The following is a 17,378-nucleotide window of genomic DNA, read 5'->3' as shown; positions in this document are numbered from 1 at the left end:
ATATGCGTGAAATCGGATGTTGAGAAATCCTGTCAATCCTTATAATTTTTAAAATCGTGTTCAGACAATAACGGGAAAGGGCACCCCAAGGGTGCCCCTACATTTAATTCCTTAATTCTGTAAATTCTAAAATTCTGTAAATCCTGATTCAGACAACCCTTCCTGTCAATCTATTAAATCCCGAAGATCTTAATTCAGACAATTTGATCGGATGACGTACGGAAAGGTTGCGACCTGTCCCTAGGGGGCATGATAATAATCCTGATCCACACTAATGTCCTGCCAATCCGTTAATCCTGAAAATCTGATCTAAAACGCAATACTTTTTACACGAAAAAGTCAGAAATGGCCTTAGTTTTGTGGAACGAAAATACCCGAAATTATATTTTTATTAAAAATGCCGTTTTTCAGGTTACCTGCGGCGTTTTTTACGTATAAACCTCTGAACTGCAAACCCGGTCCTTGCAGGAGATCACCGCTTAACCTTCCGGAGTATTGGAAACAGCTTTACAAACCAAAGAAAATTTTTTTAAACGCAAACTGGTAAAACCGCTCCTGGCTTTACTCAAAGCGGGTATTACGCCCGAAAAATTGTCGCTTACTGTTACCCTGGGTGCGGTAATCGGCCTGATTCCGGCTTTTGGGGTTACTACTTTAATAGGTACGCTCGTGGCCGCGCGCCTGCGCCTGAACAGCCCGATCCTGCTGCTGATCAGCTATTTTGTAAATCCGATCCAGATCATCATTGCTATCCCGCTGGTTAAACTCGGTATTTTTATTTTTGGCGGCACGCCGTTGCGGTATTCGCTGGCCCAGATCATGCACATGATTAAAGAAGACTGGGTAGAAACCCTGAACAAACTTTGGGTTGCCAATTTGCTGGGCATTGCGGCCTGGGCTTTATTAGCGATTCCACTGGGTTTGTTGGTTTATTATGCCACGCTGCCGGTATTTCGGCGGTTTGTGCGCACCCAGGCAGCGGTAGCTTAGGCCAGCTTTTTCTCCATCACAAAATCATTCATCCAGTAATTGCCGATCGGAATATCTTCTTCCCGGATCACGGAAAAGCCGCAGCGTTCGTAAAAAAATTTGGCCGGATTGAATTTGTTTACGTTCAGTTCCAGCACTTTTCCGCCCATTTTCTGTACCGTTTCTGCGGCAGCATCGAGCGCAGCTTTTCCAATTCCTTTGCCCTGCATTTCCGGCAATAAATAAAGCTTATTCAGTTTGTAGCGTTGCTCTGTTGAGTTCATTAACGTGAGTGAAAGAAAACCCACAGAACATGCTTCCTGCTGAATAAAATAGAATTGCTGGCCGTGCTGCATTTGTTTTGCCAACGCAGTTTCGTTGTAAATTTCCTCCTGCATAAAAAGCAGTTGCTCCCGGCTCAGTATATTTTTATAGGTCGGTTCCCAGGTAGTTAAAGCCAGGGCGCGCAGCTCCGGAATATCTATTTCCGAAGCCGGCGTTAAGGTGATTGCAACCATAAAACGGAATGCAGCAGACTGAAATTAAGCTTTCTTTTCCGGCAGATCAAAAGCTACAGCGTTGTGCTCGAAATGGCCCTTGTGTGAACCGTCGCAGAACGGTTTGTTTTTGGAAAGGCCACAACGGCAGATGCTTACCAGTTCGCGGCCGGCTAAACCATACACGTTGCCTTGCGCATCTACAATTTCAAATTCGCCCTCTACTCTTAAAGAGCCGTTATTATTTACAGTAAGTTTGGTTTTTGCCATGGTTTTGGTACGGTTTTTAGTTCTTTCAAAGATAAGGCAATTCGCGCAAAGCGGCACCTTGCCAGCAAGAAGCTTTTAGTTCTGACCAAATAAAAGCGTAATTTCGTTGGGCAGAAAGGTATTTTCCCGATTTTATGAAGAACAGAATTTTGTTGGTTGTGGCCGGAATGCTGGCTTTTACTTTTACGGCCCAGGCGCAGAAATACATTACCGCGGTAGGTTTGCGCGTAGAAAAACACCGGCTGGGTTTAACCTTGCAGCAACGCGTTTTACCTAAAAGCACCATCGAATTTCTGGGCATGGCCGGCACCCGCGAAGTAAGCGCGACCGCCCTTTTTCAGCAGCATTTCCCAATTATTACCCACGGCCTTAATTACTATGTTGGCGCCGGCGGGCACATTGGTGATCTGAAAGATAACGGCGCTTTTTACGGCGTAGATGGCGTTTTAGGGCTCGAAGCCAAACTGATCTTTACCCGCTTATTGCTTTCCGCCGATTTAAAACCAGCCATTCATTTTAACCACGAAGATTATTTTGGTTTGCAGGGCGGGTTTTCGCTGCGCTACATTTTAATTAAGGAAAAGAAGAAAAAGCTCAACCTCTTCGGTGGCGACAACGATAAAAATTCCGGCGGCATATTCGGAACGAAGAAAAAAGAGAAAGAGAAAAGCAGCTTTAACTTTTTTGGTGGCGAGGAAGAGAAAAAGCCGGAGAAAAAGAAATTCAGATTATTCCCCGATAAAGAAGAGGAAGTAGTGCCGGAAGAGAAACCGCGGTTCAAACTATTCGATTAAACACAAAAAAAGTCCGGCAATGCTTGCCGGACTTTTTTAATGAAAAGGGGGCGGTTATTATCTTTCTATTACAAAGCGAACCAGTTTGCCTTCTTCTGCGCCGTTAATGCGGCAGAAATACATTCCGTTGGAAAGCGCGCCAAAGCTGCGGCTGTTATCGGAATTAATGCTGAACACGTGTTTGCCGGCAGGTTTTGCACCTTCTTTATAAGTGCCTACCAAGGCGCCCAGCAGGTTATAAATTTCTACTTCCACATTCGTGTTTTCTGCCGTTACCGAGTAACTCACGTTCATTTCGGCTTTAACCGGGTTCGGGAATACAGTAGCGGCAGCAAAGTTCATGTCTCTGGAAGCAGTGGTGGTAGCACCCTGGGTAGAAGTAGTAGTAGTTGCCACCGGAGTGGAGGCCGCTGTAGAAGTAGTTAAGCTGTAATGGAAACCACCTGGTGCCAGCACTGCAGCCATGCGCGCCGCCTGACCTGTGGTAAACATATACATGCAAGGGTCGTCGGTATAATCCATGAAGTTCATGCTCATATCGCCCTGGTTGCTGCAGGTTATTTTCGGGAAGGTAGGGCAGCCATAGTTAGAAGTTTGCTGGGTTGGGGTATCAGAAACCAGGTCGTTACCGCAGGTAGCATCACCCCAGATATGGCGCAGGTTCAGAAAATGGCCTACTTCGTGGGTTGTAGTTCTGCCTAAGTCATAGCCCTGATAGTAAACGCCGCTAGGGCATTTTGCGCGGGAGCCAAAAGCCCCGTAGGCCATAACTACGCCATCGGTGCTAGCCGGGCCGCCCGGAAACTGGCCATAACCTAACAATTGTACGCCGCGATCTACTAAATTTGGTGCGATCCAGAAATTCAGGTATTGGGAAGTATTCCAGGCGTCTTTTCCGCCCTGGCTGGTAAATTTGATCGCATTATTGCCGGAAAAAGTGCGGGTTTTGGTTTTGGTTCTGGTAATGCCGGTTGTCGCATTTCCATTAGGGTCTTTGGTTGCCAATACAAACTGGATCTGGGCATCGGCTGCTAAACCGGCGTATAAAGCAGGGGTTTTAGAATTGTCGGCATTTAACTTTCTGAAATCTTCGTTCAGAACTGCTAACTGGGACTGGATCTGGCAATCGGTGATGTTTTGGGAAGCAGTATTCCAGACAACGTGCACTACTACCGGAATGGTAACTACAGCGTTTGTCCGTTGATTAGCCGTAGTGCTCTTGTTTTGCAGGAATTTTTGGGTGTGGGCTTCAATGGCCTGCATGCGCGATTCCATTTTAGGATCGTTTTGCATCTGCTGATGCAAGACTTCCATGGCAGAACAACGCTCAAAACCACTGGTCTGAGCAATAGCACCGGAAACGCACAGCAAGCTTGCCGCTGCGAAAGCGTAAAATTTTTTCATAAGGTTTTAATGGTTTTAGGTGAGAATGTTTTTTAAGAATTTTCAGGGATTAGTCTTAAATTCTCTGAAATATTGCAATTGGTTTTCGAGTTTCAAAATATTTTGTTCAATTTTTTTTAAAATATTTATATAAAACGCGTTTGCAGCCTGCATTCGATATGTCTGAAAAGGTTACATATTTTCAGTATAAATTGCATCCAATCCGGAGGATTTCGTTTAAGCTGTTGGTATTCAGCTTAAAAATTTAAATTCAGGTGGTAATAAGCCCTTTAAGGTGAATCAGGGTATAAAAAATAAAACCCAGGGTATGGCCAGGAATTAACCCGTAAAATCTGGCAGCTTTGCTTTACTTTTACGGCCCGAAACCCTAACGTTTTTTTTATTGCTTATGCACATTGCAATTGCCGGCAACATTGGCGCCGGAAAAACTACTTTAGCGGCCAAGCTGGCGCAGCATTTTAACTGGGATGTTCACCTGGAAAGCGTGGAGGATAACCCGTATCTGAAAGATTTTTATAACGACATGCCGCGCTGGGCTTTTCACTTGCAGGTATTTTTTCTGAACAGCCGCTTTAACCAGACCCAGCAGATTCAGCAGCGCACCAAAGGCGTAATTCAGGACCGCACCATTTACGAAGACGCGCACATTTTTGCTAAAAACCTGCGCAGCTCCGATATGTTGAGCGAACGCGACTACGAAAATTATTTCCGGCTTTACGAAAGCATGATCACCATGGTGCAGCCGCCCGATCTGCTCATCTACTTAAAAGCCGACCTGCCCAAGCTCATCACTCAGATCGAAAAACGCAACCGCGATTACGAAAGCGGCATCCGGCTTGATTACCTGAAAAAACTGAACGAACACTACGATGAATGGATCGCCAATTACAAGCACGGCAAGGTACTGACCATAGACGTGAATAACCTCGATTTTGTAGCACGCCCCGAGGATCTGGGTTATATCATCAATAAAATAAACATCGAACTTTTCGGGCTTTTTTAACACCGTTTTTTAGCTCATTTCTTCAACCTCGTCTTCGCGCGTATACGGGTGCTGGTAACTGCGGGCTTCCGCTTCCTCAATAATTTCGTAGTAATTCAGCATCGTTTCGCGTTCGCCGCGGTTGGTTCCTTTTACAAAAATATTATCGGGCGTCTGGTAAATGGCGAAATTATGCGGCCCGAAAGGGTAAAGGTTATTGCCTTTTAAAGAACGGGCTTTGGTCAGGTCTAGGCGCTGGCCATTTGGCGTAATTACGAGGTAAATATTCTTGTCGGTCATGCGGGCGATAGTATAGTTTTTTGGGTTTTAAAGATACCGTTTTTTCCGGTAAGCCCTATTTTTAAACGCAGAAAGGCTGCCTTTTGCAAGGCAGCCTTTCTGCGTTTTCATAGCTCTATTCAGATTTGGTTCAGGTTATTGTACTACAATTTTCTGGTGTGCGGTCTGTAAACCGGCCTGTACGTTCAGGATGTAGATGCCTGGTTTTAAATTGGCGCCCTGCAGGTTAACGTTTACGGTGCGGGCAGCCTGGGTGGTTTGTTTCAGAATTACGCGGCCGTTCAGGTCGGTAAGGGTTACGTTTACTTTTTCGGCGTTCACATGCTCGAATTGCAGGTTCACTTCGTTGCCCGTAGTCGGGTTAGGGAAAACGCGTAGCGGTAAATTCGCCTTGGTTTTGGTTTCGAGCACAATTACTTTGCTGTAAGCGGATGTATTGTCAAAATCGACTTGCTTCAGGCGGTAGTAAGCTTTGCCGCCGGCCGGATCTTTATGGGTGAAGTTGTAACGATGCGCTGCAGCTGAAGTGCCGTTTCCTTCCACGTAACCTACCGATTCAAAATTGCGGCCATCGGTGCTGTATTGAACGGAGAAGTAAGCGTTATTTTTTTCCGAAGCCGTTTCCCAGGTCAGCGCCACGCCTTGAGCGGTTACGTTGCCTTTAAAGCTGGTTAATTCTACCGGAAGCGGGTTGATCGGCATGTCGCCGCATTCGTTCAGATCAAAAACTGCGATCCCGGTCATGGTGCCGGCTTCCGCCTGAATTTCAATCACGTTGTTCTGGCCGTTGTAAAAAGTGGCACTGTCTACCGTGTAGCGGAAAATATCGCTTTGATCGTAACGGTAATTAAGCGTGTTAAGGCCGGTAAATTTAATGAACTCCTGGTTGTAGTTATTGTCTACGCTGTACCAGAAACGGCTTACATAACTGGTTTGCGGCGAAATGGCCGGGATATTAGTGCCCGGCAGATCGAACATGATGCTGGTGAAAGGGAAGCGGCTGGCGTTAAAAACCTTGAATTTGAGTTGGGTGGTGCCGTTGCCCTGATCAATTGCGCCGAAATATTCAAAGCGGAAGCCTTCATCCTCAATCACGCAAAGCGGCTCGTAATCGCAGCCATAGCATGGGTCAGAAGTTTGCGCCGAAGCTGTGAAAGATAAACAGGATAAAACGAAGATAAGGATAGGAAGTAAGGTTCTTTTCATAGCAGGTATAAGTAAAATTTATGGACCGATATTTTGAAGTTTTATTAGTGTTTTTGCTTATGTTGGGTTTAACGCCCCGATACTTTAGAAGTTGGGGCCCAAACAGCGGTCGTAATAGGGATGCAAGTGTTTTGTTGGAATAGTTATATTTATGGCCGATTTAAGAGTTTTAAGTTGCGTTTTAAGCCTGAAAATGAGGGTGTGAGTCCAAAAGTATAGCGTGAACGACACAACCAATTCTTAGGCTGGTTAAGGAGAAATAATAGTGCGCCATGAATTTCACCCTGGCTAAGTAAAAGGCTGCTAAGATTCAGAAAAACAGAACGAAACAATAAGCAGAAGATTTGGATTAAAAATAGGAGGGAAGTCTGAAACCGGGCAGATAAGTTTATATCACGCGTAAATGGTTGCCAGCCGAAAAACGCTATCCTTTTAAAGCAAAAAACCGCTGCCTGTTGAGGCAGCGGTTTAGGAATAAAAATTTGAAAATCAAGGTTTTACTAGTTGCTGTGCTGTTCCATGGCCGGTACGCGTTGTTGTTGCGGTGACGTTCCTGGCATGCCCATTTTTTCTTCGCGCTTCTGGTTGTATTTCTGGAACTGCTGCGGGGTAAGAACATCTTTGAGTAAACTCAAGCGGCTGGCTCCAATATTCTGAATTTCAGCGTTCATCTTTTTCATTTTCTTCAGGTACTGGAATTTTGCCAGTTCTACCTGGGCAATGCTTTGCTGGTTGATCTTCAGAACCGCTTCGAATTGCTCCGGCGAAAAGCGCAGGTTCTTATCCATGTTCTGCGTTAAGGCGCGCCCTTTTTCTATCGCCATTTTTTCACGCTCGGCTTTTTGTTCCGGCGTTTCCTGGGGCAGTTTTTCGGCCGCTGTTTTCTTGGTAACCGGTTTCTTTACGGCCGTTTTGGCTGGCGTAGTGGTTTTAGATTTAGTTTTCGTTTTGGTGCTTTGCGCAAAGCCAAGCGTGGTGGCAAAAACCAGTAATAAACTTAAAAGTATTTTTTTCATGATCGGTTTATCAAAAACGGTATCGTTTTCAGTATAAAAACTATACCAAAGTTACAGAGTTTTTAGAAAGAAAACGGTATATTCCCTCTTTGATAAATCAAACAGGTTTTATTAAGTTCTGAAAAAGAATGCCAGAAATAGAAAAGAAGATCGTATTATTTCTAATAATTGTCTATTACCTGCTTTGGCTTCTAATGGGTATCATTTATTATCTGAAGCAACCCAAAGATATTAATGGCTTTTACGGTTACCGCACTCCTCGTTCCATGGAAAACCTGGAGATCTGGCATTATGCAAATAAATTAGCCGCCAAATATATGCTTATTATTACCCATGTAACCGTGGCAATTTCACTACTTTACTTTTTTCTTTTTAAAGATATTTTATCGTTTACCGCCACTTTTTTGCCTATAAATTTCTTCTACTGTTTCTCCCTGGTCCTTCTCATTCCAATAGTAGAAAGAAAACTTAAACGCTTCGAAGCAAAACAGAAATCTGCCCAGATTTAAAACCCATACCGAAAACATTCTTCAAATTCAAGCCCGATTCCCGCTTGGGCTTCCTCTAAATTAACCGTATTTTTGAAGTCTGATAAAAGTTAAAACCAGGTTTAAAATACGAATCACAAACATCTGAAGAACTAAATATTCTGAATACACAATCCCGATCAGTCCCCCTTCGGAGGGGGTAGGGGGAGGATAAACGCATTCCAGAGCATTTTCAAATCTTCCAATCTCCAAATTTTCAAATCCAACAAATGGACGATCTGCAACATTACTTCAAAATAGCTTCGGAGCTCAACATCGGTTTAAAAGCCCTGGAAGCTACCGCCAATTTATTAGCCGAAGGCGCCACGGTGCCTTTCATTGCCCGTTACCGGAAAGAAGTTACCGGCGAGCTCGACGAAGTGCAGATCGCGGCCATCCGCGACCGCCTGGAGCAACTCCGCGAACTTGAAAAACGCCGCGAAGCCATCCTGAAATCCATCAAAGACCAGGAAAAACTGACGCCGGAACTGGAAGCAAAGATCATGGCCGCCGAAACCATGGCCGTGCTCGAAGATATTTACCTGCCTTACAAACCGAAACGCCGCACCAAAGCTACCATTGCCCGCGAAAAAGGCTTGGAGCCGCTGGCTACCAAACTTTTCGAACAGGCTGCATTTGATGTAGAGGCCGAAGCCGAACAATTTGTAAGCGAAGAAAAAGAAGTAAAAGACAAAGAAGAAGCCCTGGCCGGTGCCCGCGACATCATTGCCGAATGGGTAAACGAAGATGCCGAAGCGCGTACCAAAATTCGTAACCTGTTCGAGAAAAAAGGCGTGTTCAAAAGCCGCGTTGTGGCCGGCAAAGAAGAAGAAGGCCAGAAGTACAAAGACTATTTCGAGTGGGAAGAGCCGATCGAAAAAGCGCCTTCGCACCGGGTTTTAGCCTTACGCCGTGGTGAAAAGGAAATGATCCTGATGCTCGATGCCCAGCCGGAAGAAGAAGCGGCCATCGATATTCTGGAAAATCAGTTCGTGAAAGGCCACAACGCTGCTGCCGAACAAGTGAAACTCGCCGTAAAAGATGCCTACAAACGCATGCTGAAGTTTAGCATGGAAACCGAAGTGCGCATGAGCTCTAAAAAACGCGCCGACGAAGAAGCCATCCGCGTTTTTGCCGATAATCTGCGCCAGCTTTTATTAGCCGCGCCCATGGGCCAGAAAACCGTATTGGCTTTAGATCCTGGCTTCCGGACCGGTTGTAAACTGGTAGTATTAGACAAACAAGGCAAACTGCTGCACAACGAGACTATTTATCCGCACACCGGTGCCGGCCAGGCTAAAATGGCTGCTGAAACGGTAGAGAAATTAGCGAAAAAGTACGAAGTAGAAGCCATTGCCATTGGTAACGGCACAGCCAGCCGCGAAACCGAGACCTTCGTGCGCAGCCTGAATTTGCCTAAAGAAATTGCCACCGTAATGGTAAACGAAAGTGGTGCCTCCATTTATTCCGCTTCCGAAATTGCCCGCGAAGAATTCCCGGATCAGGACATTACCGTTCGCGGCGCCGTTTCCATCGGCCGCCGTTTAATGGATCCGCTGGCGGAACTGGTAAAGCTCGATCCTAAATCTATCGGCGTTGGCCAGTACCAGCACGACGTAGACCAGACCGCCCTGAAGCATTCGCTGGACGACGTGGTAATGAGCTCGGTAAACGCCGTGGGCGTGGAAGTTAATACTGCCAGCAAGCAATTGTTAACCTACGTTTCCGGTTTAGGCCCGAGCCTGGCGCAGAACATCATCGATTACCGCAATGCCAACGGTCCGTTCCGTTCAAGATTAGAACTGAAAAAAGTGCCGCGCTTAGGCGATAAAGCTTTTGAGCAGGCAGCAGGTTTCTTGCGCATCCGCAACGCCGAAAATCCGCTGGACGCCAGCGCGGTTCACCCGGAAAGCTACGACGTGGTAGAACGTATGGCGAAAGACCTGAATACGTCCATCGCGGAGCTGATGAAAAATGCGGAGCTGCGGAATAAGATCGATCTGAAGAAATACGTAACCGAAACCGTAGGTCTGCCAACGCTTCAGGACATTGTAAAAGAACTTGCCAAACCCGGCCGCGACCCGCGCGAAAGCTTCGAAGCGTTCAGTTTCACCGAAGGCGTAAACGAAATTTCCGACCTGCGCGTGGGTATGAAACTGCCAGGCATCGTAACCAACATTACCGCATTCGGCGCTTTCGTTGATATCGGGGTGCACCAGGATGGACTGGTTCACGTGAGCCATTTATCTGACCGCTTTATTACCAACCCGGCCGAAGCCGTAAAAGTAGCGCAACGTGTGGAAGTAACCGTGCTGGAAGTCGATGCCAACCGCAAACGCATCGCCCTTTCCATGAAGTCGGACCCGATGGCCGCGAAACCGGCTAGCGGCGGAAGTGGCGGCGGTAAGCAACGTGGAAATGCCCCAAGAAAAGAAGCCGAACCGGAAGGCGATTTCCAGAGCAAATTGGCTGCTTTAAAAGGGATGTTTAAGTAGACGTTTTTAGTTAATAATTTGAAAGCCCCGCTTTTTCCTGGGAAGGAGCGGGGCTTTTTGTTAGATGCATGTTCTTTCCGTATTATAAATTTTCAATAGATTTGATAACGACTCGCTGTTTTGATTTTTGTTAATTTTAGAAGATTCAAATAGTTATTACTTTTCCACCCCAAAACCCTACCGTTTCCGTATACCGCTCTACTAAAAAACAGCAAACTATGAACTCTACAAACTCCAACCTGCAAGCCATAGGCCTCGGGGCTATTGCCGGCATGCGCGCCATGGCCGCCCCGGCGTTGCTGAGCCATTTCCTTACCAACGATCCGGCCGGCGCATTGTACAACACCCGCTTGCGTTACCTGCAGCGGCCTATGGTAGCTACCAGCTTAAAATTCCTGGCGGGCGCTGAACTGATCGGCGATAAATTACCCATGACCGGCGACCGGATCTCGGTTCAGCAATTGATCCCGCGCATTATTTCGGGAGCAATAGTGGGCGCAACGGTAGCAGGCGCAAATGAAAAGCCAAAAGTCAACGGCGCCTTATTAGGCGTAGCGGGGGCTGTGGTGGCGGCTTACGGGTTTTTCTATCTCCGTAAAAAGTTAGGCCAGGAAAGCGGTTTGCCAAACATGGTTTTAGGCCTGGCCGAAGATGCGATCATGGCTTCCGGTGGAATTGCTTTAATGAATAAAACTGCAGATTGAATCTGGCCCTTACAAGTGAAAAAGAAGCCCGGCAGAAACCTTTACGGTAATTGCCGGGCTTTTATGTAATGGAAAACGCTATCTATTTGGGCAGTAAAACCTGGTCTATAACGTGAATCACGCCGTTAGAAGTTGGAATGGAAGCCAGGATAGTAGCCCCGTTTACGGTGACTTTGCCGTCTTTGACGCCCATGGTTACTCGGCCGCCGTTTACCTGGCCCAGACTCTGGCCGTCTTCAAAACTTTCTGTGCGCAGTGAACCCACGTACACGTGGTATTGCAGAATGTTTTTCAGGTCGCCGCGTTTTTCTTCTTTTAAAAGGGCTTCTACCGTACCAGCCGGCAGTTTATCGAAAGCCGCATTGGTGGGCGCAAAAACGGTAAACGGTCCGGCGTTGGAAAGCACATCTACCAGGCCGGCGGTTTTAACGGCCGTTACCAGTGTGGTATGGTCGGGAGAACCAACGGCAGTCTGCACCACATTCTTCTGCGATTCATCATCGGCTACGGCCGATTGTCCTCCGGAAGGCACGCCGGCTTCTTCCAAATGGGTTTCAGCAGCCGAGGCCGTTTCGGGGTTCTGGGTTTGGGAACAGGATGCCAGCGCAAAAAGGGCTAGTGCAGTCAGGGCGAATGTTATCTTTTTCATAAGGCTTTTTTTTACGAAATATTGCCAGCTGAAAAAGCGCGACCAATGATACCGGTCATGATTTAAGATGACCTTTTTTTGTATTGCTTTAAAGATTTCTGCAGCTATAGACGTTCCCCTTTCCGGCTGTGGGTTTAACTAAAACGGTAGGGTTGGCGGCGGAAAAACTCCGGTGCTATTGGCAGAAATAAGCTACTTTTGCGCCAGCATTGCCCCCGTTACATGGAAGAAGAAAAAACAGCCGGCGCGGTTGTATCGCTATACCAGAATCTTACGCCCGACGAAAAAGTAGCTTTACTTTTCCGGACGTATTATGCGCCGCTATGCAAAAGTCTTTACCGCATGCTGCGCGACGCCACCTTTGCCGAAGACCTGGTGCAGGAAGTATTTATCAAGGTCTGGGAAAAGCGCGAAAGCCTGGAAATGAACGAGGCTATGCATGCGTACCTGTACCGTTCCTGCTACAACGCCGCCCTAAATTTCCTGAAAACCCAGAAACAAAGCACCGACATCGATACGCTGGACATGGCTTTTGGCGGCGGCGAAACGGCCGAAAAAAACCTGAACCTGCTCGAAACCGAAACCGAAATTCAGAAAGCCATCGATGCGCTGCCCCCTAAAACCAAAATAGTGTTTTCCCTGAGCCGCTTCGAAGAACTGAGTTACAAAGAAATTGCCGAACGACTCGATATTTCAATTAAATCGGTCGAAAAACACATGGGCATAGCCCTGCAACGCCTCCGCGAAAATCTGAAGGATTACCTGGTAGCCGTATTTTTATTTTTGCTGCAACAGCTGCTTTGATTCCACCACTGCTTCCAGAAACAGGGGAGGGAGCTTTTTTGCCTGTAGAACCGTCAGCTAAAGCAGACAGCAATGAATGTCTGAACACGATTTTCAGGATTTATATGATTGCCAGGATTTTTGTCTGTAACGTAGTTCGGCGAAGCCAATTGGGATTTGTAGGTTTAAGGGATAAAAGGATTCTTAGCTGAATCTGAATTTTCAGAAGCGAAGTTCGGCTTAGTCAATTTTAGAATTTCCAGAATCAACAAACCGAATTTACTGTAGGGGCAGTACCCTCCTTATATATTCCTTTCACGCATATCGCCAGGGCAGCGTTTCCTGAAAATCAAGTTATCTGAGAGAGTAAAATAAAAAGAAAGCGAGCTACGAAGGGAACTGACACCAGTTTCTGCGTGCGCGGCCTCCTATTCATACGGTGCCTTCAGGCAGGCCGCAAGGCCAGTTTGAATAGAAGACGCGAACGCAGAAATCGAAGATTCAGCGGAGCTAAACGAAGCCGCCCGGCTTGAGGGAGAAAGTTAACTAAGAAGCAGAAAAAAAGCAGTTAAAAACGAAAGCTAACTTTGAAAACGGTATGCTTTCAGGGTTATAAACTGCTATCCGCTAACAATAACGAAGAAAGACAGCACCCATTTAATAGACTAAACCCGGAAACAAATGCAATTTCATAAAACGCACCCTGCTGGATCTCCCAAATCTCCACCCCAATCAAAAAAAACGACTGTTCATATTTAGAAATGCTGGGTGGTTGAAAAATAATTAAAAAAATTTCAGCAGCAGGGTAGGGTGGGGGCCCGGTTTCTTGTTTTATAGATGAAAGCCACCGGATCCGGCTTCAAATCTAAAACGCATTTTGAGAAATTTTTAACCATACCTAATCATGAACCTGTCTTTTTTCAAAAAACATATAGCCGCCTTTATTTTAGTGGCCACTGCATTTTCTTTTTCTGCCTGCGAGCGCGAAGTGCTGCGCGGCCACGGCGATGATGTAACCCGTACCCGCACCGTCGGCAACTTCGATGAAATTGAAATGGGTGGTGAATTTGAAGTGTATTTAACCCAGGGGCCGGCTAAAGACATTGTGCTGGAAGGGCAGGAAAACGTGCTGGCCGATGTCCGTACCACCACCCGCAACAACAAACTTGAGATCGATTTCCGGAGCCATCGCGTAAAAATTTCCGAGCCGGTTCGGGTTTATATTACCACCCCGGAACTTACCTCGCTTTCTATTTCCGGCGTTAACAAAGTGCGGGGCTTAACCGACTGGCACATAAACGATCTGGCGCTGAAATCTTCGGGCAGTGGCGAAATAGACCTGACGTTGCTGGGCGCCGATAACGTAGAAACCCGCATTTCCGGCTCCGGGGAGATCAATTTAAAAGGCGAAGCGTACTCTCACAACCTGGAGATTTCTGGATCAGGTAAACTGGCCGCCTTCGATCTTTATACGGCCAGAACCGAAGTAAACATCAGTGGTTCAGGTAAAAGCGACGTGCGGGTTGCCGAATCCTTGCAAGCCAAAATCAGCGGTTCCGGCACGGTGCGCTACAAAGGGAATCCGGCCGTGAGCACCTCGGTTTCGGGCAGCGGTAAAATTCAGAAGTGGGATTAATTGGGCAAGGAATTAAAAATATGAATTAATTTTGGCTGGCATAAGCACGGCATAGTGTATATGCAAAAATAAATGGAAAAAAACGGGCAAGATTTCTGGGAAAAATTAGCCAGAGAAGTAAGCGGAAATGCCGCAGAAGCAGATAAAACCTGGCTCCGTGTAAAACGGGAACAGGATCCGGAAGCAGAAACGGTAGCTGAACAGACCAAAAAAGTCTGGGCCGGCATTGCTTTGCCCGAAACCGGTTACGAACCTGATGTAGAAAAAGGCTGGCAGCGTTTCCAACTCAAGGTGCAAACCAGAACGGGCGAAATGCCGGAAACGGCCAAACCGAAAGCGCCGGTGGTCCGGAAAATGCCTCTGAGCGCGGTTTACGGCATTGCCGCTTCCCTTGCCTTGTTCATTTTAGTCGGCATTTATTTTATAACCCGTGCCACTAGCCACCACTGGACCGAGGTAACTACCGCTGCGAACGAAACCAAAACCATTATGCTAGCCGATGGCAGTAAAGTGAGTTTAAACCAGAACAGTACGTTTGCTTACCCCGAGAATTTTCAGAAAGAGAACCGCACCGTAAAACTAACCGGCGAAGCTTTTTTTGAAGTAGCCAAAGCCGAAGGAAAACGCTTCACCATTTTTGCGCAGGGCACCAAAACCGAAGTGATCGGTACGAGTTTCAACCTGCGGGCTTACGATAAAAAAGAAGTGAAAGTGCAGGTAGTAACCGGTAAAGTGGCCTTTGCCAGAACCGAAACCGACGATGCTGTTTTCTTAACCCCCGGCCAGGAGGGCGTAATTGGCGAAAAAACGGTAGCAAAACCAGCCAAAAAAGTAATAGCCGAACCAAACTTCCAGGCCTGGAAAACCAAACAGCTGAACTTCAATAACCAGCGCCTGGAACAAATAACCGCCGAACTGGAAACCTACTTTAACATTGAAATTGAAATTCAGAACCCGGCTTTGAATAACTGCCGCTTTACCACATCCTTCCAGGAACCGGAACTGCAGGAGGTGCTCGATATTCTAACCATGACGGGGAATTTAACTATTACGAAGCAAGGCGAAAAATACCTGGTAAACGGTAAAGGATGTAATTAAGCCACGTTCCAGCTGGCAGCCAGGTGAAGAAAAGCTTTTAAAAAGGGCAGGATTTTACAAGTCTGAACATTCTTTGCCGGTTGCTTTCGCCTACGGAATATCGGAAATTTGCCGAAAATACCATTTGCCATTTACTCACCCATTTAAAACGGGCAATAGAAACAAGATCTAAAAACAAACGACTTTAAAAAATTAAAATAATTCTAATGAGAACGCTAAAATTCTTCATTACGGGAATACTTTGCCTGAGCTTTACCATCAATACCCTTTTTGCGCAAAACCTGCACACAAAAATATCTATAAAGGTAGAGAACGCCACGTTGCCGCAGGTTTTGCAGCAGCTTCAGAAAAAATACGGTTACCGGTTTTCGTACCTCAACAACGAGCTGCCGGCTAAAACCCGCTTCACCGCCGAAATCAAGAACAAATCTTTTTCGGAAGTGCTGGACGTGCTGCTGGAGAAAACCGATCTGGGTTACAAGCAAAGTAACGGGCAGATCATTATTAAAAAAGGCTTTCCGAAAAACAAACCCAAAACCACCACTTTTCAGCAGGTATCCGCCCCTAAAACGGTAGCCAAAACCACCATAAAACCCGCCGAAACCAAACCGGAATCCCCCGCCAAAAATATAGCTGCCGCAGAAACCCCAAAGCCGGAAGCCGCGGAAACCAAAGAGCATCCGAAAGCGAAAAGCGAAACGCCTGCCATAGCCAGAGTTGCCGAAGAAGCCCCGCAAAACGCTATGCTTCCGGCCGCTAAAACTGCTCTGCCCGCCGACGAAAATGTGTACGACACCCTCACGGTCTTTAAAATGGAAGGCAAAAAAGTAACCTGGCTCGACAAATTGGCCGCCCTGCGTTTGCAAAACGAAAAAGCCGCCGAAAATTCCGATACCGTTTTAACCCGCAACTATCACGTTGGTTTTGTGCCGCCCCTCAGCACCAATGGCACCCAGGCCAACAAATACGTGAATAATATTTCGGCGCACGCCATTTTAGGCACGGCTGCAGGTCTGGAAGGGCTGGAAATCTCGGGTTTCGGGAACGTGGAGAAAAGCTATGTGAGCGGTTTGCAGTATGCCGGCTTCTTTAACATTACGCGCAACAGCCCTGAACTGTATTATTTGGCCGAAGAACGCAACGAAAGCTACACCCTGAACGGCGGACAGTTTGCCGGTTTTTTTAACCTGGCCAACGGCAACGTAAAAGGCGCGCAGTTTGCCGGCTACATGAACATTGCCGACGGCCACATGAAAGGTGCGCAGTTTGCCGGTTTTCTCAACATCTCCAAAAACGTGCACGGCGTGCAGGGGGCAGGGTACATGAACCTGGCTAAAAACGTAGAAGGCGCCCAATTGGCTGGCTTTCTCAACATCGCCGATACCGTTTCCGGTTTGCAGGCTTCGGGTTTTCTGAACGTAGCCAAAGTAGTGCAGGGCACCCAGATCTCGGTCATTAACATTGCCGACAGCGTTTCCGGCGTACCGATCGGGTTGTTCAACTTCGTTAAAAAAGGCGGTTACAAACGCGCAGAATTTTATATAGCCGATGATTTTGACGCCAACTTTACTTACAAGATCGGGGTGCAGCGTTTCTACACGCTGGCCGGTTTAAGCGCCGAACTGAACGATAAAAAGCGCTGGGCTTACTCCATTGGTTTGGGTGCTGAATGGCCGGTTGCCAAACACTTCCGCATCAATACCGACCTGGTGGCTTACAATGTAATTGAAGAAAGCTTTGAAAAATTTCCGAAAGGCATTTTAGAAGCAGATGAGCTGAATCTGCTCAATAAATTCCGCCTGTTGGCTACATTACAAATAACCAATCGCCTGGCCCTTTTTGGCGGACCGGTGTACAACGTTTTCGTGTCGCGCTACCAGGAGCCGGAATTGCAGGAAGTGGGTTCGCAACTTGTAACCAAAACCTTTTACGATCACACTTCCGCCGGCGGCACCAATGTAAAAATGTGGATCGGTTTTAATGCCGGCGTGCGTTTTTAAATATCCCTGGCGCTTTCGCTTCCCACTTGCGCCAGCTTATTCATTTAC

At 46.9% G+C, this 17,378-nt stretch carries 17 protein-coding genes; 10 read left to right on the top strand and 7 right to left on the bottom strand.

Annotated elements, in window-relative coordinates; all coding sequences use genetic code 11:
• Nucleotides 1–495 precede the first annotated feature (495 nt).
• Nucleotides 496–990, top strand: a complete 495-nt coding sequence (locus I5M27_RS13600; RefSeq protein ID WP_200506862.1) for a DUF2062 domain-containing protein — start codon at nt 496–498, stop codon at nt 988–990.
• Here the strand turns inward: I5M27_RS13600 and I5M27_RS13595 are convergent.
• Both I5M27_RS13595 and I5M27_RS13590 read right to left on the bottom strand, forming a co-directional pair.
• Nucleotides 987–1,487 (bottom strand): GNAT family N-acetyltransferase, encoded by a 501-nt coding sequence (locus tag I5M27_RS13595; protein WP_200506861.1) that lies wholly within the window; start codon nt 1,485–1,487, stop codon nt 987–989. The genes I5M27_RS13600 and I5M27_RS13595 overlap by 4 nt on opposite strands.
• A 24-nt stretch (nt 1,488–1,511) precedes the next feature.
• The gene (locus I5M27_RS13590) at nt 1,512–1,736 is read right to left on the bottom strand and encodes a CDGSH iron-sulfur domain-containing protein (protein ID WP_200506860.1); all 225 of its coding nucleotides are present in this window, start codon (nt 1,734–1,736) and stop codon (nt 1,512–1,514) included.
• 134 nt (nt 1,737–1,870) lie between these two features.
• Here I5M27_RS13590 and I5M27_RS13585 point away from each other — a divergent pair, with 134 nt between their 5' ends.
• Entirely contained in the window at nt 1,871–2,530 is a 660-nt protein-coding gene (locus tag I5M27_RS13585; RefSeq protein ID WP_200506859.1) for a hypothetical protein, read from the top strand.
• Nucleotides 2,531–2,587: 57 nt separating this feature from the next.
• On the opposite strand, the gene I5M27_RS13580 is transcribed toward I5M27_RS13585, so the two are convergent.
• Nucleotides 2,588–3,934, bottom strand: coding sequence for a M43 family zinc metalloprotease (locus tag I5M27_RS13580; protein ID WP_200506858.1), 1,347 nt, complete (start codon nt 3,932–3,934; stop codon nt 2,588–2,590).
• Nucleotides 3,935–4,322: 388 nt separating this feature from the next.
• Between I5M27_RS13580 and I5M27_RS13575 the strand changes: the two genes are divergently transcribed.
• Nucleotides 4,323–4,937, top strand: a complete 615-nt coding sequence (locus I5M27_RS13575) for a deoxynucleoside kinase (protein ID WP_200506857.1) — start codon at nt 4,323–4,325, stop codon at nt 4,935–4,937.
• Between the two features lie 9 nt (nt 4,938–4,946).
• Here the strand turns inward: I5M27_RS13575 and I5M27_RS13570 are convergent, their stop codons facing one another.
• The 3 genes from I5M27_RS13570 to I5M27_RS13560 all read right to left on the bottom strand — a co-directional run bounded on the left by I5M27_RS13570 (nt 4,947) and on the right by I5M27_RS13560 (nt 7,438).
• On the bottom strand, nt 4,947–5,216 hold the full coding sequence (locus tag I5M27_RS13570; RefSeq protein ID WP_200506856.1) for a hypothetical protein: 270 nt from the start codon (nt 5,214–5,216) through the stop codon (nt 4,947–4,949).
• Between the two features lie 135 nt (nt 5,217–5,351).
• Nucleotides 5,352–6,422, bottom strand: a complete 1,071-nt coding sequence (locus I5M27_RS13565) for a T9SS type A sorting domain-containing protein (RefSeq protein WP_200506855.1) — start codon at nt 6,420–6,422, stop codon at nt 5,352–5,354.
• Nucleotides 6,423–6,922: 500 nt separating this feature from the next.
• On the bottom strand, nt 6,923–7,438 hold the full coding sequence (locus I5M27_RS13560) for a hypothetical protein (protein WP_200506854.1): 516 nt from the start codon (nt 7,436–7,438) through the stop codon (nt 6,923–6,925).
• A gap of 128 nt (nt 7,439–7,566) precedes the next feature.
• On the opposite strand from I5M27_RS13560, the gene I5M27_RS13555 reads away from it, so the two are divergent.
• From I5M27_RS13555 to I5M27_RS13545, 3 genes are all read left to right on the top strand, one after another.
• Nucleotides 7,567–7,947 carry an SdpI family protein gene (locus tag I5M27_RS13555; RefSeq protein WP_200506853.1) on the top strand — a complete coding sequence of 127 codons (381 nt, stop codon included), beginning with the start codon at nt 7,567–7,569 and terminating at the stop codon, nt 7,945–7,947.
• 248 nt (nt 7,948–8,195) lie between these two features.
• Nucleotides 8,196–10,460 (top strand): Tex family protein, encoded by a 2,265-nt coding sequence (locus I5M27_RS13550; RefSeq protein WP_200506852.1) that lies wholly within the window; start codon nt 8,196–8,198, stop codon nt 10,458–10,460.
• A 218-nt stretch (nt 10,461–10,678) separates the two neighbouring features.
• Complete coding sequence (locus I5M27_RS13545; protein ID WP_200506851.1) at nt 10,679–11,164, top strand: DUF4126 family protein; 486 nt, start codon at nt 10,679–10,681, stop codon at nt 11,162–11,164.
• Between the two features lie 82 nt (nt 11,165–11,246).
• Here I5M27_RS13545 and I5M27_RS13540 read toward each other — a convergent pair whose 3' ends face one another.
• The gene (locus tag I5M27_RS13540; protein WP_200506850.1) at nt 11,247–11,813 is read right to left on the bottom strand and encodes a fasciclin domain-containing protein; all 567 of its coding nucleotides are present in this window, start codon (nt 11,811–11,813) and stop codon (nt 11,247–11,249) included.
• Nucleotides 11,814–12,035: 222 nt separating this feature from the next.
• Here I5M27_RS13540 and I5M27_RS13535 point away from each other — a divergent pair, with 222 nt between their 5' ends.
• The 4 genes from I5M27_RS13535 to I5M27_RS13520 all read left to right on the top strand — a co-directional run bounded on the left by I5M27_RS13535 (nt 12,036) and on the right by I5M27_RS13520 (nt 17,330).
• Nucleotides 12,036–12,617, top strand: a complete 582-nt coding sequence (locus I5M27_RS13535; protein ID WP_200506849.1) for an RNA polymerase sigma-70 factor — start codon at nt 12,036–12,038, stop codon at nt 12,615–12,617.
• An 883-nt stretch (nt 12,618–13,500) separates the two neighbouring features.
• The gene (locus tag I5M27_RS13530) at nt 13,501–14,232 is read left to right on the top strand and encodes a head GIN domain-containing protein (RefSeq protein WP_200506848.1); all 732 of its coding nucleotides are present in this window, start codon (nt 13,501–13,503) and stop codon (nt 14,230–14,232) included.
• A gap of 72 nt (nt 14,233–14,304) precedes the next feature.
• On the top strand, nt 14,305–15,330 hold the full coding sequence (locus I5M27_RS13525) for a FecR family protein (RefSeq protein ID WP_200506847.1): 1,026 nt from the start codon (nt 14,305–14,307) through the stop codon (nt 15,328–15,330).
• Nucleotides 15,331–15,536: 206 nt separating this feature from the next.
• The gene (locus tag I5M27_RS13520) at nt 15,537–17,330 is read left to right on the top strand and encodes a FecR domain-containing protein (protein WP_200506846.1); all 1,794 of its coding nucleotides are present in this window, start codon (nt 15,537–15,539) and stop codon (nt 17,328–17,330) included.
• The last annotated feature ends 48 nt before the right edge of the window (nt 17,331–17,378 follow it).

The organism is Adhaeribacter terrigena, assembly GCF_016623615.1.
Lineage (GTDB): Bacteria > Bacteroidota > Bacteroidia > Cytophagales > Hymenobacteraceae > Adhaeribacter_A > Adhaeribacter_A terrigena.
This window is presented reverse-complemented; position numbering and strand designations above follow the sequence as displayed.